A 22,335-nucleotide genomic window follows, 5' to 3' on the forward strand; every position below is an offset into this window, starting at 1 on the left:
TATTTTAGTTTTAGATCGGGTCTGATGCGTCATCATCCATGACATCAGACCCTAGTTTTAGCGGCAGATTGAAAATTGTTCAAGTCATTTTTATCTATTTCGGATTCCTGCGCAGTTTTTAAACCTGAATATCGTTAAATCCAAGTACATCTTTCATATCGTATTTACGCGCTTCGCGTCCCACCACCCACGCTGCAGCACGCACGGCACCTGCAGCAAAGTTCATGCGGTTGGTGGCTTTGTGGGTAATTTCCACACGCTCGCCATCGGCAATAAACATCGCAGTATGTTCACCCACAATGTCGCCACCACGAATGGTTTGGAAACCAATACTTTTACGTTCACGTGGCCCTGTGTGTCCTTCGCGGCAGTAAACAGCATCGTGTTTTAAATCACGACCTAAGGTTGCTGCAATGGCCTCGCCCATCATCAATGCCGTGCCTGATGGTGCATCGACTTTATGACGATGATGCGCTTCAATCACTTCAATATCTACACTATCACCAAAGACTTTGGCTGCCAGTTCCAACAGTTTAATAGATACGTTTACCCCAACTGAATAGTTGGCGGCATATACCACAGGCGTCTGTTGAGCCGATTCTTCTAAGAGTGCTTTTTGTTCATCATTCATGCCTGTGGTGCCAATCACAATCGCCACGCCTGCTTCACGACAAAGCTTTAAGTGCTGTGCAGTGGCGGCTGGTGCGGTAAAGTCGATTACGACATCACAGTCAGCTAATACTTGTTCTAGGCTACCCACGACTTTCACACCGAGTGTACCCACACCTGCCAGCTCTCCCGCATCTGCCCCCAAGAGACTGCTTTCTGGGCGTTCTACTGCGGCTGCCAATTGGTAGCCTGCTTCTTGAACGGCTTGAATTAAGATGCGGCCCATACGGCCGCCTGCGCCTAATACACCAATGCGTGGAGTTGCTGACATAGCATATTCCTAAAATAGATTCTCAATTGTGCTTACTATAGCAAAACTCGCTGCCTAGGCTAAGTTTGTCTGCCAAGTTTCTGGGTTTATTTTTATCGGAAAGCAACTGTGACAGTATGCTAAAGGTCACTTTAAATGCCACTGGCAAACTTTTATCAAAGCGATGCTAAAAATTTATCTGAAAATGCTCATTTTTTATTTTTATTTCACAAATTTGCAAACTTGTATGCGCAGACTAGCCTGCACGAATGATAACAACTGCAAAAATTAAAGGGGATTTACATGCATTCGAAGAAAATTGTATTGGCATTATTGTTGGGTATGAGCACAGCATCCGTATTTGCAGAGCCTGCACTTCAAGAAGGGGATACGCTAGAAAGCCTGTCCAAAGTCCGTATTAGCGTGACACTACAAGAACCGCTTGCTGTTGAAGTCGATGCACCTGAACTAGAAGAAACAGCACCAACGGAAAATGTGGTTGTTGCAACCGTTCAACCACAAACTGTCGTTAAAACAGCAACGACTGAAATGGTGGATGTTTTAGAGATTGATGTACCTGAAGTCGAATAAGAGTACAGCAGATACAACAAAGGCGATCTTCAAGATCGCCTTTATTTTTGAGTTTAGATCAGGTCGTGCTTTGACATACCTAACCTAGGTTTCCTTAATCAAATAAACGATCAAAGAAAGACTTTTTCTTTGGTGATGACTGACTGCCCTCACCTTCCATCGTCGTCTGCAACTCTTTTAACAATTCACGCTGACGTGCCGTTAAATTCACAGGTGTTTCCACCACAATACGGCAGAGTAAATCGCCCTGCATACTGGTACGCACAGGTTTTACCCCTTTACCACGCAAACGGAACAATTTACCCGTTTGTGTTCCCTCAGGTACTTTCAGGCTCACGCGACCATCTAGAGTAGGAATTTCAATTTCCTTACCTAAAGCAGCATCGGCAATGCTAACAGGCACATCCATATACAGATCAGCACCATCACGCTGGAAGATTTCGTGCTCACGCACCACCACTTCTACATATAGGTCGCCCGATTGACCATCACGAATGGCTTCACCTTTACCTGTTAAGCGTACGCGGTCGCCATTGTCCACGCCAGCAGGAATGGTCACCTCAAGGGTTTGCTGACGATCTGACACACCCGAACCATGACATTTTTTACATGGGTTCTTGATAATTTTGCCCTGACCACGACAAGTGCTACAGGTTTGCTGTACCGAGAAGAAACCTTGCTGCATGCGTACTTGACCCGCACCATGACAGGTTGGACAGGTTTCAACATCATTTGGATTTTCCGAGCCTTTACCATCACAAGCTTCACATGGCGCAGGTGCTGTAAAGGTGATGGTTTTCTTAACGCCTTTGACTGCTTCTTCAAGCGTCAATTCCATCACATAGCGTAAGTCTGAACCACGGCGTTGACGTTGCTGGCCACGCCCCCCCCCACCAAAGGCTCCACCGAAAATATCCCCAAACTGGCTGAAAATATCTTCCGCACTGAAACCACCGAAGCCGCCAGCACCACCGCCCATACCACCTTCAAAGGCTTGATGGCCCATACGGTCGTACATGCTGCGTTTTTCGCTGTCTGACAGAACTTCATACGCTTCTGAAGCTTCTTTAAACTTCTCTTCAGCTTCAGGATTGTCCGGGTTACGGTCTGGATGATATTTCATCGCCAACTTACGGTAGGCTTTTTTAATTTCATCATCACTAGCGGTTTTAGAGACGCCCAAAACCTCATAATAATCACGTTTAGCCATGTCTGGCGATGCTCCTCACGGAATTCTATTTAAAACTTAACTGAAGTCTGAAATTGGGGTCAAACTGAGTTTTACAAGGGAAAGCTGTTAAAAATTTTAGCTGAAGTGCTTTAGATGAAGTTCAAGCCATTAGAACACAGCTTTATTTTTCAAAAATTTGGATAGCCCTTTAATCCAAGCATTGATTAAAAATAAGAAGGCAATCACGGCAAAGACCACACCTGCTACGGTGCAGGCTTTGACCCATAAAAAGGCATCCCAAGGAAAGAAGGCCAATGGAATAAACCACAATGCAGCAAACAATGCCAATACACTGTAAATCACCACATTACGCATGATCCATAAAGCCTGTGCCTGTAACCAGACTTCAGTGCTATCGACCACAATCACTTTTCGTGCATACCAATACGCCAATGCACCACTCACCACAGTAAATAAAGCAAAAAACATAAACACGTAAGAGATCGCGACAGACCGGCGAAACTTTACCAAGTTATCTTGCTTCATAATGTGATTTAACCCCATCTGTGCCATGCTTTATTTTTTAATCTGGCGCATGCTGTAACGTATGCAAAGGCTGAAAAATATAAGGTGCTACTATATTGAAATTTTCCAAGTTTCGCACCCGTTATTATGTCACTTTTACAGATTATGTGGATTTTTTTTCACTTTAAACCACTGGGCGTATAACGCAGGTAAAAAGAACAGAGTTAATAAGGTCGCCACAATTAATCCGCCCATAATTGCCACAGCCATCGGGCCAAAGAAAATACTGCGAGAAAGTGGAATCATCGCCAAAACAGCCGCTAATGCTGTAAGGACAATTGGACGACAACGGCGTACCGTGGCGTTAATAATCGCATCCCACTGCGACTCTCCTGCCCGAATATCCTGCTCAATCTGATCAATTAAAATCAAGGAATTGCGCATGATCATGCCTGATAAGGCAATCGTGCCAAGCATCGCCACAAAACCAAAGGGTTTGTTAAACAGCAACAGGAACAATACCACACCAATAATGCCAAGCGGCGCAGTCAAAAATACAATGAACGCACGAGACATGCTACGCAACTGAATCATTAACAAGGTCATCACCACTGCAAGGAAAACTGGCATGCCTGCATTGACTGACTTTTGCCCACGTGCCGACTCTTCAACTGTACCGCCCACTTCAATTAAATAGCCACTTGGCAACTTTTCACGCAGGGCCGCCATCGGTTCAGACAGTTCTGCCACCACCGTTGCAGGTTGCAAATTGCTACGAATATCACCACGTACGGTAATGGTCGGCAAGCGGTTACGATGCCAAATTAAGCCTTCTTCAAAACGGTATTCAATTTGTGCAATTTGCGCCAACGGCACCGATGTTCCACGTGAAGTCGGTATAGCCAAACTGCTTAAAGATGCGACATCTAGGCGCTCGGTTTGATCACCACGTAAACGGATTTCAATCAGTTCACGTTTTTCACGATACTGGTTAATAGCCGCGCCACTGATAGAGCTATTAAGGAAGTTAGCTAAATCCAGACTCGACACCCCCATTTGACGGGCACGGTCTTGATCAATCTGCAATTGAATGACTTTGCTCGGCTCACCCCAATCTAAATGCACATTGGTACTGTTTGGATTGGCACTGATGGTGGCTGCGACTTGCTGTGCCCATTGTCGCACTTGTGCCAAGTCTTCTCCTGACACGCGGAATTGCAATGGATAACCCACTGGTGGGCCATTTTCCAATAATGACACGCGAGTACGCACCTCTGGCAATAACAAGCGAATTTGTTCAGATAAATTACGGCGAATTTCATTGCGGTCTTCTAAAGACGATGCCAATACCACAAATTGGGCAAAACTGGCCTGCGGTAATTGCTGATCTAAAGGCAAATAGAAACGCGGCGAACCTGTGCCAACATAGGCTACATAATTGTCGATGCCTTGTTGTTGCGCCAAGAACTTTTCAACTTTTTTAACGGCTGCTTCTGTGGCTGTTAAAGACGCACCTTCTTCAAGTTTTAAATCGACTAAAATTTCTGCCCGATTGGAAGGTGGGAAAAATTGCTGTGGTACCAATTTAAACATCGCAATTGACAGTACAAATATGCCAACTGTGATTGCAATGACGGTTTTTCGATAGCGCACACAAGTATTAACCCATCCACGAAACACTTGATAAAAGCGGGTTTGATATGGGTCGTGCAATTCACCTACGTGCTGTAGCACAGGCTGCGGTTCAGCTTGTTTGCGTACACGCGCCCAAAGACGTTGATACCACGGCGCTCGCTGTGCATGACGCTGAAAATCTGGCAATAATTTATCGCCCAGATACGGCACGAATAGCACGGCAGCAAACCAGGACACCACCAAAGCTATGGTGACTACTTGGAAAATTGAACGGGTATATTCCCCTGTACTTGAGGCTGCTGTGGCAATGGGTAAAAAACCTGCCGCGGTAATCAATGTCCCTGTCAGCATAGGGAAAGCAGTCGTTCGCCACGCATGACCTGCGGCTTGCAAGCGGCTATAGCCTTGCTCCATCTTAATTGCCATCATTTCAATGGCGATAATGGCATCATCCACCAACAATCCGAGGGCTAAAATAAGCGCACCGAGTGAAATTTTGTGCAGTCCGACATCAAACAAATGCATACCTGCAAAAGTCATCGCCAAGACCAGTGGAATGGAAAATGCCACCACCAAGCCCGTGCGAAAACCCAGTGAAAAGAAGCTGACCAAGAGCACGATAATCACCGCCTCAGCCAACACTTTCATAAATTCATTGACGCTGTGTTTTACCGCAACAGGCTGATCAGAAACTTTTTGCAGTTGCATGCCCAAAGGCAAGGTCTTTTGCAAACGGGCAAATTCAGTTTCCAGATTTTCACCCAAAGCCAGAATATCACCGCCTTTACGCATCGACACCGCAATGCCAATGCCATTTTCGCCCATAAAGCGCATACGCGGTTGAGCAGGTTCGCTAAACCCACGATAGACCTCGGCAACATCGCCCAGTTGAATGGTGGTGCCATTCACCAACAGCGGCATTTGTTTCAACTCATCGACACTGTGCAACGCACCGCTGACACGCACCTGAATACGGTCTGAATGGGTTTCAAAAAAACCTGCGCTTGCCATGCTGTTTTGTTGTTGTAAGGCTTGCTGAATCGCGGTAACAGGAATACCGAGTTGTGCGGCTTTGGTGTTAGATAACTCAATCCAAATTTTTTGATCTTGCAAACCGACCAAATTAACTTTGGCAACATCTTTGACTCGCTGTAATTGTAGCTGCAAACGGTCGGCATATTCTTTGAGGGTGGCGTAGTCATAGTCTGCGCCTGTCAGCACATAAATATTGCCAAAAGTGTCGCCAAATTCATCATTAAAAAATGGGCCTTGTACCCCTTGCGGCAATTCATGACGAATATCATTTACCTTTTTACGCACCTTGTACCAAACATCTGGAATTTGGCTAGAACGCATGGAATCTTTGGCAATAAAAGTCACCATGGACTCGCCCGGACGCGAATAAGCCATGATGCGTTCATAGTCGCCCGTGCTCATCAATTCTTTTTCGATGCGGTCGGTGACTTGTAACGAGACCTCTTTGGCGCTCGCTCCCGGCCAATAGGTTTGAATCACCATCACTTTAAAAGTAAACGGTGGATCTTCACTTTGTGCCAGTTTGGAATAGGAAAAAATCCCGACAATGCCCAACAGCAGCATCAAGTAGACCACTAGACCTTTATTTTTCAGCGCCCATTCGGATAAGTTAAAATTCATATTTTAACGCTCCGTCTGTGTAGCCGCAGAAGCTGCCTGAGCGGTTGGATTGACTGCCTGTACAGCTTGATTGTCACGGTTAATCGGGCGGATTTTTTGTCGATCACGCAGTAAATGTACCCCACCCATCACCACATAATCTTGCGGCTGCAAGCCCCTGAGTACAGGCACGCTGTCCCGTCCATAAGCGCCCAAGGTAACGGGAATTTGGCGAACGGTTGAATCCGGCTGCAAAACCAAAACAAAAGCCTGTTGCCCTGTTGCCGATACGCTAGATAAAGGTACATATAAACCTTGATTGGCTTGGCGAGTCAGAAATACCCGCGCACTTTGCCCCAATTGAATTTGTGCATTGCCTTCGCGTAACGCCACTTTGACTTTAAAAGTACGCGACTGATCTGCCGCAGGGGAAATTTCTCGAACCGTACCTGCAAAACGGGTATCGGGTTGTGACCATAAACTTACCGTTGCCTCTTGCCCGACTCGAATTTCACCCACCGCTTGTTCAGGCACGCCAATCACGACTTCACGCTCCCCATCAATCGCCAATTGATAAGCGACCTGCCCTGCCGCTAAAACCTGCCCAACTTCAATATTGCGTTCAGTAATCACACCATTTTTTGTGGCACGTAACTGGTTATAGTCGGTTTGATTACTGCTGACTGCATAATTGGACTGCGCCTGTTTCAACTGCGCCATGGCATGTTGATACTGGTTTTTGACTGCATCATATTGCGAGCGGCTGACTGCATTCATGGGTAACAATTGCTGAAAACGCTGCAATTCATCACTGGCAACTTTTGCAGCAGATTGCGCACTTTCCAGTTGCGCACGTGCGGCATTGAGCTGTAATGCTGCATCTTGCACATCCAGGGTTGCTAAGACTTGCCCAACCTTAACCCGATCTCCCACATCGGCAAAACGCTGTGTAACTTGCCCTGCAACCCGAAATGCCAAAGCAGTTTGCTGACGTGCTTGTACCTCGCCTGCATAGCTTTTTTGCTCAAGATGTAAACTGCTGGGCTGAGTCACCATCACTAAAGGGACTTCCTGTTCCACCTCGGTTTTTTGCTTGCTGCATCCCATTAGGGTGATACAGCACAGCAGCATCAGGCTACCAATGAGATTCTGAGTCGTTTTCATCTAGCGTGCTCTTATTTAAACGTTTTTATTAGGGCAGAATACGGTAGGGTTTGCTGACACTTCGTCTATGTTTGCGACAGCGCAAGCCATTTATGAAGTGCGTGCAAACCCCTATATTAAATTGATTATTTTTTAATTAATATACCACTGGGTACATTAATTAAAACTGAAGCGTCATTTTCCAGTTGTACTGATGCAAATTAGGATGAGCGTGTGCAGATTCATGTCGGACGACCAAAAGATTTAGAAAAACGCCAACGCATTTTAATGTCGGCAAAACACTTGTTTTTAAAGTTGGGCTTTCATGGTTCTAGTATGAATCAGATTGCACGTGAAGCAGGCGTGACCAAATTAACGGTGTATAACCACTTTCAAGACAAAGCCACGTTATTTTCCTGTGCCATTGAAGAAACCTGTGAAAGTCTGCTCAAAGCACAACCTTTGGACTTGACTGCACATAGCAATTTTAAGCAGGCCTTATACCAAGCCTGTAAACTGTCCTTGAACTTGGTCAATATGCCTGAAGCGATTAAATTAGAACATTTGCTGATGGAACTGGCCTCGGAGCAAAATCCGTTGGCATTGCAGTTTTACAATGCCTCACATGCCAAACTTCGCGCGATGTGGGAAAGCTTCTTTCGCCAAGCAGTAGAATTGCAGTTTATTCAGGCCGATGAACCAAAAACGCAAACTGAATTGATCGTTTCCTTACTGCATGGTTTACGTCACCATGAAGTTTTACTCGGTGTACGTGCCGTGCCCGATGCTGCACAATCTCAAAAGATTATTGAAGATGCGATTGGTATTTTTATGCTGCGTTATGGCTGAGCAAGCTAATTTTGCAGCCTCATCATGCGAAATCTAACTCTCACGTTGCACATATACGAATGATCAACTGACTCATATCTCCGTCCTGTATTTCTCTCCTAAATACTGCCACTTGGCACTATAACTTCAGATGCGCAAAATCCATGCAACTTTTGTAGATAGCCCGCTTGGATTGTATCTAAATCGGGGTATAGTCTTAACAGAGTAGAAAAACACAGAACATGGAGAACAACGAATGATTCAACAAATTGATGCTCCTCTACGCGATGACGTACGCTTACTTGGCAACTTATTGGGTGAGACCCTCAAGTTACACGCAGGACAAGATTTGTTTAATCAGGTCGAACAAATTCGTGCTTTATCTAAAGGCGCGCGCGATGGACAAGCCGAAGCTGAAAAACAACTCGAACAACTGTTTTTAAGTCTAGAAGATGACGAAATCTTACCGCTCACCCGTGCCTTTACCCACTTTTTGAACTTTGCCAACATTGCCGAGCAATATCATGTGGTGCGGAGCCGTCGCCAAAGCGAATTTGATGAAAATGGCGTTTCTCCAAACCCACTAGATCACTTATTTATCAAGTTTAAAGACAACCAAATTTCTGCAGAAACACTCTTTCAACAAGTCTGTGAACTGAAAATTGAGTTGGTTTTAACTGCGCATCCAACTGAAGTCAGCCGTCGTACCCTCATTCAAAAATATGACGATATTAATGACTGCTTGTTTAAAATGGATCAGCAAAAACTGACACCACGTGAACGTCAGGCAGTTTTGGCAGATTTAAAACAGCTGATCAGCTCGGCTTGGCAAACCGATGAAATTCGCCAACATCGCCCAACCCCTGTCGATGAAGCCAAATGGGGCTTTACCACCATCGAACAAACCTTGTGGAATGCGGTGCCTAAATTCATGCGTGAGTTAGACAGCATTGTGCAGGAACATTGTGGGCAAAGCCTGCCGCTGAGTGTTGCGCCTGTGCGTTTCGCCTCTTGGATGGGCGGTGACCGCGATGGCAACCCGAATGTCACCCATAAAGTCACTCAAGAAGTATTGTGGCTATCGCGTTGGAAAGCAGCAGAACTGTATTTACGTGATATCGAAAACCTGCGTTGGGAACTCTCCATTCAGCAATGCAGCCCAGAATTGGCAGATGCTTTGGGACATTTCCATGCCGAGCCGTACCGTGAATATTTACGCGACACCCGAGAACGCCTAAAAGCCACCCGCGACTGGTTAGCAGCGAAACTGCAAGGCAAAGAGGCTGATGACAGTTTGGTCATCAAAAGCAAAGACGAACTGTTACAGCCTTTATTGCTGTGTTATCGCTCGCTGACGGCTTGCCAATTATCAGACATTGCGAACGGCAAATTGTTGGATTTAATTCATCGTGTGAATTGTTTCGGCATTGAATTACTAAAACTGGATATTCGCCAAGAATCGGGACGTCATCGTCAAGCCATTTCTGCCATTACCGAATATTTAGGTTTGGGCAATTTTGAAACTTGGACTGAACAAGCGCGTCAGAACTTCTTGCTTCAAGAGCTACAAAGTAAACGTCCGTTATTGCCAAAATTCATGCAAGAACCTGCACAAAGCCTGATTCAACATCCCGATGTGCAAGAAGTGTTTGCCACCATGCGCACTTTGGCTGCACAGCCGCAGGAAAGTTTGGGCGCTTATATTATTTCCATGGCGGAATATCCAAGTGATGTATTGGCAGTGTTATTGCTGCAAAAAGAAGCGGGCATTCAGCATCCTTTGCGTGTGGTGCCGCTGTTTGAAACCCTGAAAGACTTGGATGGGGCTGCCCAAACCATGAATACCCTATTTAATATGCATTGGTACAAACAGCATATTCAGGGCAAACATGAGGTGATGATTGGCTACTCAGACTCCGCCAAAGATGCAGGGTTCATGTCTGCCAACTGGGCGCAGTACCGCGCGCAGGAAGAACTGACTGCGGTAGCGCAGCAACATGCTGTGCAGCTGACTTTATTCCATGGTCGCGGTGGTTCCATCAGCCGTGGCGGTGCACCAACACAACAAGCATTGTTCTCACAACCACCGGGTTCTATTTCAGGTGCAATCCGCGTCACCGAACAAGGTGAAATGATTCGTTTTAAATTTGGACTTGAAGGGGTTGCCTTACAAAATCTGGAAGTCTACACCGCTGCAACCTTAGAAGCGACGCTGATGCCACCACCTGTGCCGAAAGCAGAATGGCGCGAGTTGATGGATAACATGACCGAACTTTCGGTGCAGGTCTATCGCCAAACCGTGCGTGAAAATCCACATTTTGTGAAATATTTACGCACCGTTACGCCAGAGCTGGAATTGCAGATGTTGCCACTCGGTTCACGTCCTGCGAAGCGTAAAGTGAGCGGTGGAATTGAATCCTTACGTGCCATTCCGTGGGTATTTGCATGGACACAAATCCGTTTAATGCTGCCTGCTTGGTTAGGGACAGGCGCAGCAATTAACCAAACGCTCGATCAGGGACAAAAAGCCACTTTGGATGAAATGCTCAGCGATTGGCCGTATTTCCAGACTTTAATTGATATGCTAGAAATGGTGCTATCTAAAGCCGACAGTAATATTGCCCTGTACTACGAATCTAACCTGACCGATGACGAAGACTTAAAACAACTCGGTGAGCAACTCCGTCAACGTCTGCGTGATGCTGTGACGACCCTACTGACCCTTAAAGGTGAATCGCAATTGCTCAGCAGCAATGATGTGCTAGATCAATCGATGCGGGTGCGTAAACCTTATTTATTGCCACTGCATTTGCTACAGGCAGAATTGATGAAACGTCGTCGTTTGTATTTGGCAGAACAGCATGCCGAACATACCCCTGTCGATCATGCCCTCATGGTGAGTATTGCAGGGATTGCAGCAGGCTTACGCAATACAGGTTAAGACCTAACGAATAGCACAACAAGCAGAGTCATGCTCTGCTTGTGGCTCATTCACTCACTTAAACATGATTTGGGACGGATGACTACATATTAGGCTAAGTAGAAAAAATCATAAAAAAACATGATAACTGGCATTTTTTATGATTTCTGTCTCAACTTATTTGAATTATGCTTAGATTAGACAATAAATAAGAGTTTGGACTTGCCTATGCCAGAAAGCTCTACAATGACGACTTTATTAAAGCTAAAAATTTTTAATTTTTTCAAGGGTATAAAAATCTCCTCAGTTTAAATAACATCCAAAAATCACGTGTCGTCAGTGGCTTGGTTTTTTTCTTTCATTTACTCTTTTTAGTGGTACTTTGGCTCAGTCAAAGCCAACCCTTGTTTACCCCATACATGCTGCCATGGGTATTGGGTTGTTTAATATTGTATTTGCTGATTGCCTTGGTCTTTATATGTCATCAGCTATCGTATTCCTGAAAATCAGACCACACTCTATTATTTTCCAATTCTGTGTTTAGGCTTTTATAGCAGCTCACTCATGAGTATTGGCTATTTTCTGGGTCAAATGACGGTACTCACAGGCGTATTTACCATTGGCTCCATTTTTACAGGCTTATTGTTGTTTAAACGCAGCATTATCTTTTGGGGCACCATTCCCTGCTTGGTGGTATTTTACGGTGGTTCTTTGCTGACCTTGCGCAATATTATCCCCTATGCGCCCGTTTTTCAGCCCTATACGTTTACCAGTGCGGAATTCCAAAATTTCATGCTCATCAATAACTTGATTGGCAGCACCATCATTGGTGTTCTGTTGGCCATTTTATTTAATACTTTTTTGGGACGCTGGATGATTCGTGAAGAACATCAGCAACAACTAATTCTGCTTGATCCACTCACCCAAACTCTCAACCGACGCGGTTTAAGCATAAAATTCAACCAACTGGTGAATCAAAAACAATTGGCGGGGCAAAACAAAGAACACATCTGCCTTGCCCTGCTCGATTTAGACTGGTTTAAGCAAGTAAATGATCGCTATGGACACGATGGAGGGGATCAGGTACTCAAGCAAATTCCAAAAATTTTGCAAAAAAATCTACGCAGTGAAGATATTATCGGACGTTTTGGTGGCGAAGAATTTATGATTATTTTCTCCAATACCTCACCGCAAATTGCCCAAAATGTACTGGAACGCTGCAGAATTGCCATTGAACAACATCGTATTGCCTATGCAGAACATGAGATTCAAATTACCGCAAGTTTTGGTTTAAGTGCCTTATATATTTATCATGCAGATCAACATGAATTAATTCAGCGTACTGATGCTGCGCTGTATAAAGCCAAGCAAAGTGGACGTAATAATGTGCAGCAAGATATTGAATCATGAATATTAATTTTGTATAAAATACAAACAAAAATCGCAGGTCATACAATTTTTTTTAAACTGCGACTATCACTAAGTGACTGCAATACATTCTTTAAATTTATAAATAAAATTACTTATTTATATTAAATGTAAATTTTATCAAATAGTAAAATTTAATCCTAAAAATAAGCAGCTGATCTGTTTTCTGGCAAAATTTTTAAAAAATTTAGGCAATACAAGAGTATGATGTGCTCAATTTAGCTTTTGAGTGCTTACTTTATGTCCAATTGGTTTCCCAAATGGCGCCCTTATGAAGGCAGCATTGATGCACGTCCTGTAGGTACCAATGAGTATCTACCGCCTGCACAAACCGTTGTATTGGGGATACAACACGCATTTGCCATGTTTGGTGCCACTGTACTTGCACCTTTTTTAATGGGCTTTGATCCGAACCTTGCCATTTTAATGTCAGGGATTTGTACCATCCTGTTCTTTTTCATGACAGGTGGGCGTGTTCCAAGTTATTTAGGCTCAAGCTTTGCCTTTATTGGGGTGGTGATTGCTGCCACAGGCTATGCAGGCGCAGCAGGCGGTTTAAATGCCAATATTGGGGTTGCGGCAGGCGGGATTATTGCCTGCGGTATTTTATATGCCTTGATTGGCTTTTTGGTGATGGCTACTGGCACCCGCTGGATTGAAAAATTAATGCCACCTGTGGTGACAGGTGCGGTGGTGATGATCATTGGTTTAAACCTTGCTCCTGTCACGGTCAAAGCGGTTGCAGGCAATCCATTTAATATGTGGATGGCCTTGGTGACTGTGCTATGTATGGGCATGATTGCCGTATTTACCAAAGGTTTACTGCAACGCCTCTTGCTCCTGATTGGCTTGCTCATATCGTATCTGATCTATTTTGTAGTCACCAATGTCATGGGTTGGGGGACGCCAATTAACTTCGCACCGATTCAGCAAGCCGCTTGGTTTGGCGTACCAGACTTTCATGCGCCTGTATTTGATGTGAATGCCATGCTGATTATTGCCCCAATTGCCTTCATTTTGGTGGCAGAGAACTTGGGACACATTAAAGCAGTAGGTGCCATGACTGGTGAAAACCTCGATCCACACATTGGTAAAGCCTTTGTAGCCGATGGTGTTGCCACAACCCTTGCAGGTGGTGTCGGTGCACCGGGTATGACTACCTATGGTGAAAACATTGGGGTGATGGCTGTTACCCGCGTGTATTCCACGATTATTTTTGTGGTGGCGGGGGTCTTTGCTATTTTCCTTGGCTTATCACCAAAATTTGGGGCAATCATCCATACCATTCCTACCGCCATTTTAACGGGCGCTTCGATTGTGGTATTTGGTTTGATTACCATTGCTGGCGCGAAAATCTGGATTGAAAACAAAGTCGATTTTTCTAAAAACAAAAATCTGATGGTGGCTGCCGTGACCATTATTTTAGGAACGGGTGACTTTGCGTTGCAATTGGGCAGCTTTAACTTGGGCGGGATTGGGACAGCAACTTTTGCAGCCTTGTTCCTGAACTGGTTCTTTAGTTTGCGTGATCCCTCTTAATCAGAACTTGCGGTCATTTGCTTGAACCTAAGCAAATGCCGAAACAATGCAAAAAGACCGAACAACAGTGATTGTTCGGTCTTTTTTTACCTCAAACGGTCTGTCTAGAATGAACCGTTTTTAAGAGATAATGCTTTTACTTGGCTTATTTCTGTTTTTTAAGCTCTTGCTTAAGTTGCTTCAATTTGCCTTTATGTTTTGAAATCTTTTTCAAACGTGCTTTGATTTGTTGCTTCAAAGATTTAACTTGCTTAGCCATGGTATTACTCCTTAGTAAGGCTATTCGTTGCCATTGTGTTGTTTCACAAAACTACGAATAAATTTTCTTAATTCACGAGCAGCACTAGTATCAAGTTCTTCACATAAACGAATAAATTCATCACGTTCAGTACTATTAATACGAATTAAAAGTTGTCCATCTTTCTTGCCTGTCTTTATTTTTTTGATTTGCTCGTTCATTGCTGATCTCTCCAAAATAAAGACTGCTTTGCAAAAGATGTATATACAATATATATACTTTTTAAAATAAAGCAAACTTACAATGTTAAAAAATGTAATAAAATCATATTCTTTTTTTTACCAATACTTTTCAAAAACCCAGCAAAGCCAAGACAGGCAAGGCTTTGCGCTTAAAACCACCTGCAGAAAAAATAAGCAAATTATTTTTAAAAATTATGCTTTGAATACCAAGATGGCATATAAATACGCGGTTTTACCGCAAAAACGCAAAGTTTGGGCTGCGTTTGAAGCATCGCCCAAACTTAGGGATAGATCAATTAAGGACGGAATTCTTTTAATTCACGCTGAATAAAATGCTGAATCATATCGTGATACAAACGCTCGACCATGTCAGGATCGACTGCATGTTGCACAGCCAAAGTACGGACTTTTTCAATCACTTCTTTCACGCGCTGCGGTGACTGTACATCTTCCACAGTCTGTTTATGGCGCATGGCCTGATCGACATAAAACTGACGCGATGCAATCAGTTCAATTAAAGCCACATCAATTTGGTCTATTTTGTCACGTGCTTGTTGTAATGAGTTTACTTTTTCATTGTTCATGGGCTTGGGCTACACTTTCAGTTTCGGTTTCGTTTTCACTCTTATACTTTTCTTCTAACACATTACTGAAAATACTTTCAATCATCCACACCCGATATAAGCTGTTAAACACGTAGCTTTGCCCATCTATGCGCAATTCCAACACAGGAAAATCGGGCTGAGATTTCATTTCACACAGCATATCGTTTTCTTTGAGCAACTCGGTCACATCGGCTGTGGTCAGTTGATCTAACTCCAGTTCACGCTGCATACGCTCAAAATGCGCTTTAAAGGATAAATCCTGTCCCCTCGTCCATACCGCCTGCAAAATGCGATACATGGCATCCACACGCTGTTCTTCAGGCGCACTGTAATACAGTTGTGCCATTTGATAAGTCGCCTGCTCAGTCGGGCGGCAAAACGGCGTAAACGCAACATCAGTACGTTTAGATAATCGCGTCGCCAAACTCCAGTCAAACCAGTCGCGTCCATGATAAGACAAGGGATACACATTCAAATGGATATTGTAATAGGCAGCTAATTCTTCTTTGATATACGCCAATAACAACCAAGAAATCGGGTCTTCCAGTGCAATATACAAATCCAGTTCAGGGTCGAGTGCCTGAATTTCATTGAGTTCTTCGGCATCACTAATTAAATGTTCTCGCCATTCAATGTGATTGATCAAGAAAATAGGATTATCGGTGAGTAATTTTTGTTGTTTTAAACGGCGGGTTAGACGCAATAAATCATCTACGGCATGATATTTACGTCCACCAAATTCAAAATAACTGGCCAATACAGGTGCATCATTAAAGATTCGTTCAGGAAAATCCTGAATTTGATGATGACGGCTGGCCATAGCATATAAGGTGCGTAATTTACCCGACTGCTTTTGCCACAGCATATGGAACACATCTTCGAGTAAATACAAGAAATCCTGACCACGTAACGGGGTATGCCGCAAAATGGTTTCTGCCTGTATTAAGGCCTCTGCAGTCGGTGGCTCAGGGGTATCGTGAAAACTAAAACGATGCTGTTTGGCAAGAATTTGTGCATCTTGAATACAGTAATTTTGCCACTCTGCAGCCGACATTTGGTTCGGTGCATCGCCACTTTGCCGCGAAATCACCACGTTTAAAGGTTTTAATTCATCGGCCAGAATATCTTCTAATTGCGGTAACTGCTGTACCGCCAAATAGCTATATACATCATCTAGACGTAAATGCACACTCAGTCCGTGTTCCGTGGGCAACACCGCTTGCCGAGATGGTTTTTGATAAAACCAACTCGATCGGATCGGATCGAACCAACGGCGTAACAGTGACATGAGATCAGCCTCTAAAAAAATCCTTGTGGTTTGGGGACAAGCCACATGCAAATCATGTGCGCTCGCCCTTCAATAGTACACAAGGATTTATATCAATTCATATAAAAATGATCAATTAGACCTCTAAATTCAGATCAGTCACTGCACCTTTTTCTGCACCCGATGCCAATTTAGCAAATTTCGCCAATGCACCATGGGTATAGTTTGGCTTTGGTTTGACCCATGCCGCTTTACGTGCTGCCATTTCCTCTTCCGACACATGCCAAGTCATTTCACGGGTTTCGGCATTAATCGAAATTTTATCGCCATTTTTCACCAGACCAATTGGCCCGCCTTCATACGCTTCTGGGGTCACATGCCCAATCACAAAACCGTGACTGCCACCCGAAAAACGTCCATCGGTAATTAACGCGACTGAATTACCCAAACCTTTGCCAATAATTGCAGAAGTTGGTTTCAGCATTTCTGGCATACCCGGGCCACCTTTAGGGCCTTCACCACGAATCACCACCACTTCACCTTCTTGCACTTCACCATCTAAAATGCCGCGCATCGCGCCAATTTCACCTTCAAAAACGCGTGCAGGGCCTTCAAAATACAAGCCTTCTTTGCCTGTAATTTTTGCCACTGCGCCCGTAGGTGATAAGTTGCCTTTTAAAACCACCAAGTGCGAATCTTTTTTGATTGGTGCATCAAACGGTAAAATAATTTGCTGACCTTCAGGATAATCAGCAACATCGGCCAAGTTTTCTGCCAAAGTTTTACCTGTAACCGTTAAGCAAGAACCATCGAGCATGCCTGCATCTAACATACGTTTCATCAATGGTTGAATTCCGCCAATGGCAATCAGCTCCGACATTAAATACTTGCCCGATGGACGTACATCGGCCACCACTGGAGTTTCCTGACCAATACGCACGAAATCATCTAGTGTCAGTTCAACCCCTGCAGAATGTGCCATGGCAATTAAATGCAACACACCATTGGTCGATCCACCCAAAGCGATCAGCACTTTAATGGCATTTTCAAAGGCAGATTTGGTCATAATGTCACGTGGTTTAATATCCAGACGTAACAAATTCATCACTGCTTCGCCTGCGCGTTGGCAGTCATCCATTTTATCTTGAGAAACAGCTTCTTGTGCTGAAGACCCCGGCAAACTCATGCCCAATGCTTCAATGGCCGATGCCATAGAGTTGGCGGTGTACATGCCACCACAAGAGCCTGCACCTGGCAAAGCCACTTCTTCAATTTGTTTGACCTGAATTTCGTTAATTTCACCTTTGGCATGCTGACCCACGGCTTCAAACACCGAAATAATATCGGTATGTCCTGCACCCGGTTTAATAGTGCCGCCATAAACAAACAAGCCCGGACGGTTTAAACGCGCCAGTCCCATAATGCAGCCCGGCATGTTTTTATCGCAGCCACCAATTGCAATCACACCATCATAGGCCTGACAGCCCACCACAGCTTCAATTGAGTCGGCAATAATTTCACGTGAAACCAATGAATATTTCATGCCTTCGGTGCCGTTTGAAATACCATCTGAAATGGTGATGGTATTGAAAATAATGCCTTTACCACCCGCCTGATTCACGCCTGTTTCTGCTTCGCGCGCTAAGCCATCAATATGCATATTACATGGTGTGACATTGGCCCAAGTCGATGCAATTCCAATAAATGGACGAGTAAAATCTTCATCCTTAAAACCCACCGCACGCATCATGGAACGTGCAGGTGCATTTTCAATGCCTTCATAGACTTCGGCTGAATGTTCGCGGATATTCTGTTTACTCATGGCTGATTCCTTAGCAAGATGGGTGAAATGTCGTGTTCATTATGACGATTTATTTTATTTTTCATTGTATCGAAAGCGGGCAGGATGTAAACGAAAATGCCTGTCTAATTTCATTGCTCAAATTTGCTGCGATACTGACATTGCTCATTGGCAGGCTCATAAAAAAGCACCCCAATTTTGGAGTGCTTTTTTGTGGCAGCTTAAATTGCTAAGTACTGCTTAGATTTCACGTACCGCACCTTTTGCCGCACTGGTAGTGTGCATAGCATAGGCTTTCAACGCTTTAGAAATTTTACGTGGACGTTCTTCTGCAGGATGCCAGCCTTTAGCTTCTTGCGCTTCACGACGTGCCGCCATGGTTGCGTCATCTACCGCCAAGTGAATGCTGCGGTTTGGAATATCAATTTCGATACGGTCACCATCTTCAACCAGACCAATCGCACCACCTTCAGCCGCTTCTGGAGAAACGTGACCAATTGAAAGACCTGAAGAACCGCCCGAGAAACGACCATCGGTCAGTAAGGCACATTCTTTGCCTAAACCTTTCGATTTCAAATAGCTGGTTGGATAGAGCATTTCTTGCATACCTGGGCCACCACGTGGGCCTTCGTAGCGAATCACCACCACATCACCCGCTGTAATTTTACCGCCCAAAATCGCGTCTACAGCAGCATCCTGACTTTCAAAAACACGTGCTGTGCCGTTGAATTTCAAAATAGAATCATCCACCCCTGCAGTTTTTACAATACAGCCATCTAAAGCAATATTGCCGTAAAGTACCGCCAAACCACCATCTTTAGAGAAAGCGTGTTCTGCATTACGAATCACACCATTGTCACGGTCACCATCTAAACGTGAATAGTAACGGTCTTGTGAGAATGCTGTTTGGGTGGGTACGCCGCCCGGTGCAGAACGGAAGAACTGGTAAACGTCTTCATTTTCGGTACGGATGATGTCCCATTTATCCAAAGCATCTTTTAAAGTCGCTTCGTGAACTGTGCCTACTGAAGTGTCCAATAAACCTGCGCGATCCAGCTCGCCTAAAATAGACATAATGCCACCCGCACGGTGTACATCTTCCATGTGAACATCTTGTTTGGCAGGCGCTACTTTACATAGTACAGGCACTTTACGTGATAAACGGTCAATGTCATCCATGGTGAAATCCACACCTGCCTCATTGGCAGCCGCCAACAAGTGCAGTACGGTGTTGGTTGAACCGCCCATGGCAATGTCCAACGTCATAGCATTTTCATAAGATGCTTTGGTTGCAATTGAACGTGGCAATACGCTGTAATCGTCTTGTTCATAATGGCGTTTGGCCAATTCCACAATCAACTGACCTGCTTTATCAAACAGTTTTTTACGGTTGGCGTGAGTTGCTACAATTGAACCGTTGCCCGGTAAAGATAAACCTAGAGCTTCTGTTAAGCAGTTCATTGAGTTTGCAGTGAACATCCCTGAGCATGAACCACAAGTTGGACATGCAGAACGCTCATATTCAGCAACTTCTTCATCCGTATAGTTGTCATCTGCCGCCACAATCATCGCGTCAATCAAGTCAATCGCGTGTTCATTGCCACGAATTTTGACTTTACCTGCTTCCATTGGGCCGCCAGACACAAACACCACTGGAATGTTCAGACGCATAGCAGCCATCAGCATCCCTGGTGTGATTTTGTCACAGTTGGATATACACACCATTGCATCGGCGCAGTGTGCGCTGACCATGTATTCTACCGAGTCGGCAATCAAGTCACGCGATGGCAATGAATACAACATGCCGTCATGACCCATGGCAATCCCGTCATCTACAGCAATGGTGTTAAATTCTTTGGCAACACCACCTGCCGCCTGAATTTGCTCTGCCACCATTTGACCGAGGTCTTTTAAATGCACATGGCCAGGTACAAATTGGGTAAATGAGTTGACCACCGCAATAATCGGCTTACCGAAATCTTCGTCTTTCATACCCGTTGCACGCCATAACCCGCGTGCACCCGCCATATTTCTTCCGTGTGTCGATGTTTTTGAACGATAGTCAGGCATTATAAAGTTCCAACTTGGTTGTGCTGAAATGAATCTGAAATTCATTCTGGCGAAATAATACTGTTTGCAAGATCTGTATCACTGCAAAATAGTTTAAGAGTCTTTCTATTTTACTACAGCTTGAGGTAGTAAGGCTGCTGCTTTACCAACTTTATGATGGATAAAAAGTGACGAGAACCCACAGCACCTTGTTGATCATACTGAAATGAACTACTCAGTGCTAAAGCAACCGAGTTTCCGTGATGCAGCCTAAGCTGCACACTTCTCTTTTGACGCTTCATCGGTACAGCGAGAAAAAGCTTTAACACTCTTTTTCGTCTTACGAACACCTCCACGCCCACTAGATGACAAGTGATTGTCATCCAACAGTGTTCCACTGTCTAAGATTAATTTTACTGCCCTCTGTTTAATCACCATTGCTGCATTATGATCTGCATTGTCAATGTGTCCACAATTCACGCATTTGAACCTGTCTTGGCTCTTGCGATTGTCGGGGTGAGTGTGACCGCATGAAGCGCACTCTTGACTGGTGTAAGCAGCAGGGATACTAAAAACTGCTTTTCCTAATCGTTCCGCTTTGTATTTCAGGAACGATGCGATCTGGTACCAACCTACATTGAGGATCGCCTTGTTTAAGCCAGCTTTCGCTTTGGCTTTATTTGGAATGAAACGACCTAACTCATCTTTTTTCGGTGCAGGCTTCTTAGTCATCTGCTTGGTATTTAATTTCTCAAATACAAAAACTTTACCAAATCCATTAACCAATGCATGGCTAGTTTTGTGGGCAAAATCCTTGCGGATATTAGCTTTCTTTGCATGATGCACCGCAATACGATGTTTGGTTCTTGCTCTGCGGTTAGAGTCTTTTTGTTGTTGTGATAGTTTCCGTTGCAGGCGTTTGATATAGCGATCCGCTTTAGATAGGTGATTCTTCTGCTCTTTGGAGAAATCAAATTCTTTATGCTCTGCATGAACAGGGATAACCACGCCACGATCAATACCAACCACAATGTCTTGTAGCTGTTCTGCTGTCATACCACGTAGATATTCTAGATGTTCTTCGGGCTTGATTACTTGAATATCCTGATCATCTTCATAGCAAAATGACACAAAGTATTGACCACGTTCTTTACGGATGTAGAGGGATTTAGGCTCGTTAAAATCAGCATGAATCCCAAACTTTAAAATTCCGATGTTATTGGTTTTCGTACCAATAAATAGATGCAGTTTGCCAAACTGGTCAGGCTCGAATCTGAACAATTCACGGGTGAGGTAAATTGAGCCTTTATCTGTTTTCTTTTTACGCTTCGGACGACCACAAATGCCACTTTTAAACCTATCAAGAGTTTCTTTCCAATTGCTTGCTGAATTTCTCAGGATTTGGCTAGGGCATTGTTTTAGCCATGCGCTGAGTTCTTCTGATTTAAAGTGTGAGTATTTTTGATCTTGCGTTTCATAATATTGATTGTAAGGAGTGAACTTACGTGCAAAGCCACGGAAGTATTTATCCACTGGAGCGAAAAACCTCGTGGTTCAGCACGAGGATATAAGCGACTGGAGTAAACCATATGAACGACACGAAATGTCGTTTTAAATACTTGTACTATAGTCACTATTAAGAAAAATACTGTTAAAATAATTGGATGAAGACACTCAAATTACGCATAAAAGACAAACATTGCAAGGTGCTAAATCAGTTAGCATCCGAAGTAAATTTTGTCTGGAATTATGTCAATGATTTGTGTTTTAAGCATCTACAACGTAAACAACAATTCTTT

17 protein-coding genes and 1 pseudogene are annotated in these 22,335 nt (G+C 44.1%); 7 read left to right on the top strand and 11 right to left on the bottom strand.

The window, feature by feature from the left end:
• Positions 1-118: 118 nt before the first annotated feature.
• Positions 119-940, bottom strand: coding sequence for a 4-hydroxy-tetrahydrodipicolinate reductase (gene dapB, locus E0H79_RS07700; protein WP_070154911.1), 822 nt, complete (start codon positions 938-940; stop codon positions 119-121).
• A 282-nt stretch (positions 941-1,222) separates the two neighbouring features.
• On the opposite strand from dapB, the gene E0H79_RS07705 reads away from it, so the two are divergent.
• Entirely contained in the window at positions 1,223-1,510 is a 288-nt protein-coding gene (locus E0H79_RS07705; RefSeq protein WP_131261310.1) for a hypothetical protein, read from the top strand.
• Positions 1,511-1,604: 94 nt separating this feature from the next.
• On the opposite strand, the gene dnaJ is transcribed toward E0H79_RS07705, so the two are convergent.
• The 4 genes from dnaJ to E0H79_RS07725 form a co-directional block, all read right to left on the bottom strand.
• Positions 1,605-2,720, bottom strand: coding sequence for a molecular chaperone DnaJ (dnaJ, locus tag E0H79_RS07710; protein WP_004970338.1), 1,116 nt, complete (start codon positions 2,718-2,720; stop codon positions 1,605-1,607).
• A gap of 129 nt (positions 2,721-2,849) precedes the next feature.
• The gene (locus E0H79_RS07715; protein WP_026438412.1) at positions 2,850-3,227 is read right to left on the bottom strand and encodes a hypothetical protein; all 378 of its coding nucleotides are present in this window, start codon (positions 3,225-3,227) and stop codon (positions 2,850-2,852) included.
• Between the two features lie 135 nt (positions 3,228-3,362).
• Positions 3,363-6,497, bottom strand: coding sequence for an efflux RND transporter permease subunit (locus tag E0H79_RS07720; RefSeq protein ID WP_131261311.1), 3,135 nt, complete (start codon positions 6,495-6,497; stop codon positions 3,363-3,365).
• 3 nt (positions 6,498-6,500) lie between these two features.
• A complete protein-coding gene (locus E0H79_RS07725; RefSeq protein ID WP_131261312.1) occupies positions 6,501-7,640 on the bottom strand; it encodes an efflux RND transporter periplasmic adaptor subunit in 1,140 nt (379 codons plus the stop codon).
• A gap of 213 nt (positions 7,641-7,853) precedes the next feature.
• On the opposite strand from E0H79_RS07725, the gene E0H79_RS07730 reads away from it, so the two are divergent.
• The 4 genes from E0H79_RS07730 to E0H79_RS07745 all read left to right on the top strand — a co-directional run bounded on the left by E0H79_RS07730 (position 7,854) and on the right by E0H79_RS07745 (position 14,334).
• Positions 7,854-8,468 (top strand): TetR/AcrR family transcriptional regulator, encoded by a 615-nt coding sequence (locus E0H79_RS07730; RefSeq protein ID WP_019837343.1) that lies wholly within the window; start codon positions 7,854-7,856, stop codon positions 8,466-8,468.
• A 235-nt stretch (positions 8,469-8,703) separates the two neighbouring features.
• On the top strand, positions 8,704-11,388 hold the full coding sequence (gene ppc / locus E0H79_RS07735; RefSeq protein WP_131261313.1) for a phosphoenolpyruvate carboxylase: 2,685 nt from the start codon (positions 8,704-8,706) through the stop codon (positions 11,386-11,388).
• A gap of 441 nt (positions 11,389-11,829) precedes the next feature.
• Positions 11,830-12,777 (top strand): GGDEF domain-containing protein, encoded by a 948-nt coding sequence (locus E0H79_RS07740; RefSeq protein ID WP_004970350.1) that lies wholly within the window; start codon positions 11,830-11,832, stop codon positions 12,775-12,777.
• 258 nt (positions 12,778-13,035) lie between these two features.
• Positions 13,036-14,334, top strand: coding sequence for a solute carrier family 23 protein (locus tag E0H79_RS07745; protein WP_004970352.1), 1,299 nt, complete (start codon positions 13,036-13,038; stop codon positions 14,332-14,334).
• Between the two features lie 279 nt (positions 14,335-14,613).
• Here the strand turns inward: E0H79_RS07745 and E0H79_RS07750 are convergent, their stop codons facing one another.
• Positions 14,614-14,793, bottom strand: coding sequence for a hypothetical protein (locus E0H79_RS07750; protein ID WP_004970356.1), 180 nt, complete (start codon positions 14,791-14,793; stop codon positions 14,614-14,616).
• 82 nt (positions 14,794-14,875) lie between these two features.
• Here E0H79_RS07750 and E0H79_RS07755 point away from each other — a divergent pair, with 82 nt between their 5' ends.
• The gene (locus E0H79_RS07755) at positions 14,876-15,145 is read left to right on the top strand and encodes a hypothetical protein (RefSeq protein WP_131261314.1); all 270 of its coding nucleotides are present in this window, start codon (positions 14,876-14,878) and stop codon (positions 15,143-15,145) included.
• Here the strand turns inward: E0H79_RS07755 and E0H79_RS07760 are convergent.
• The 5 genes from E0H79_RS07760 to E0H79_RS07780 form a co-directional block, all read right to left on the bottom strand.
• Positions 15,111-15,398 (bottom strand): chorismate mutase, encoded by a 288-nt coding sequence (locus tag E0H79_RS07760; RefSeq protein ID WP_004970358.1) that lies wholly within the window; start codon positions 15,396-15,398, stop codon positions 15,111-15,113. The two genes, E0H79_RS07755 and E0H79_RS07760, sit on opposite strands and share 35 nt — an antisense overlap.
• On the bottom strand, positions 15,388-16,707 hold the full coding sequence (locus E0H79_RS07765; RefSeq protein ID WP_131261315.1) for a hypothetical protein: 1,320 nt from the start codon (positions 16,705-16,707) through the stop codon (positions 15,388-15,390). The genes E0H79_RS07760 and E0H79_RS07765 overlap by 11 nt, the downstream gene beginning before the upstream one ends.
• Before the next feature lie 115 nt (positions 16,708-16,822).
• The gene (ilvD, locus tag E0H79_RS07770; RefSeq protein WP_004970362.1) at positions 16,823-18,508 is read right to left on the bottom strand and encodes a dihydroxy-acid dehydratase; all 1,686 of its coding nucleotides are present in this window, start codon (positions 18,506-18,508) and stop codon (positions 16,823-16,825) included.
• A 219-nt stretch (positions 18,509-18,727) separates the two neighbouring features.
• Entirely contained in the window at positions 18,728-20,557 is a 1,830-nt protein-coding gene (gene ilvD / locus E0H79_RS07775) for a dihydroxy-acid dehydratase (RefSeq protein ID WP_019837334.1), read from the bottom strand.
• Between the two features lie 249 nt (positions 20,558-20,806).
• The gene (locus E0H79_RS07780) at positions 20,807-22,069 is read right to left on the bottom strand and encodes an RNA-guided endonuclease InsQ/TnpB family protein (protein WP_228258777.1); all 1,263 of its coding nucleotides are present in this window, start codon (positions 22,067-22,069) and stop codon (positions 20,807-20,809) included.
• A gap of 131 nt (positions 22,070-22,200) precedes the next feature.
• Here E0H79_RS07780 and E0H79_RS07785 point away from each other — a divergent pair.
• Positions 22,201-22,335: pseudogene (locus tag E0H79_RS07785) on the top strand (RNA-guided endonuclease TnpB family protein); the annotation flags it as partial.

Origin of the sequence: Acinetobacter sp. ANC 5045, assembly GCF_004331005.1 — a bacterium.
GTDB lineage: Bacteria > Pseudomonadota > Gammaproteobacteria > Pseudomonadales > Moraxellaceae > Acinetobacter > Acinetobacter towneri.

Coding starts and splice junctions, on each gene's coding strand:
- dapB (WP_070154911.1), bottom strand. CDS start 940: ATGTCAGCAACTCCACGCATTGGTGTATTAGGCGCAGGCGGCCGTATG.
- E0H79_RS07705 (WP_131261310.1), top strand. CDS start 1,223: ATGCATTCGAAGAAAATTGTATTGGCATTATTGTTGGGTATGAGCACA.
- dnaJ (WP_004970338.1), bottom strand. CDS start 2,720: ATGGCTAAACGTGATTATTATGAGGTTTTGGGCGTCTCTAAAACCGCT.
- E0H79_RS07715 (WP_026438412.1), bottom strand. CDS start 3,227: ATGAAGCAAGATAACTTGGTAAAGTTTCGCCGGTCTGTCGCGATCTCT.
- E0H79_RS07720 (WP_131261311.1), bottom strand. CDS start 6,497: ATGAATTTTAACTTATCCGAATGGGCGCTGAAAAATAAAGGTCTAGTG.
- E0H79_RS07725 (WP_131261312.1), bottom strand. CDS start 7,640: ATGAAAACGACTCAGAATCTCATTGGTAGCCTGATGCTGCTGTGCTGT.
- ppc (WP_131261313.1), top strand. CDS start 8,704: ATGATTCAACAAATTGATGCTCCTCTACGCGATGACGTACGCTTACTT.
- E0H79_RS07745 (WP_004970352.1), top strand. CDS start 13,036: ATGTCCAATTGGTTTCCCAAATGGCGCCCTTATGAAGGCAGCATTGAT.
- E0H79_RS07750 (WP_004970356.1), bottom strand. CDS start 14,793: ATGAACGAGCAAATCAAAAAAATAAAGACAGGCAAGAAAGATGGACAA.
- E0H79_RS07755 (WP_131261314.1), top strand. CDS start 14,876: ATGTTAAAAAATGTAATAAAATCATATTCTTTTTTTTACCAATACTTT.
- E0H79_RS07760 (WP_004970358.1), bottom strand. CDS start 15,398: ATGAACAATGAAAAAGTAAACTCATTACAACAAGCACGTGACAAAATA.
- E0H79_RS07765 (WP_131261315.1), bottom strand. CDS start 16,707: ATGTCACTGTTACGCCGTTGGTTCGATCCGATCCGATCGAGTTGGTTT.
- ilvD (WP_004970362.1), bottom strand. CDS start 18,508: ATGAGTAAACAGAATATCCGCGAACATTCAGCCGAAGTCTATGAAGGC.
- ilvD (WP_019837334.1), bottom strand. CDS start 20,557: ATGCCTGACTATCGTTCAAAAACATCGACACACGGAAGAAATATGGCG.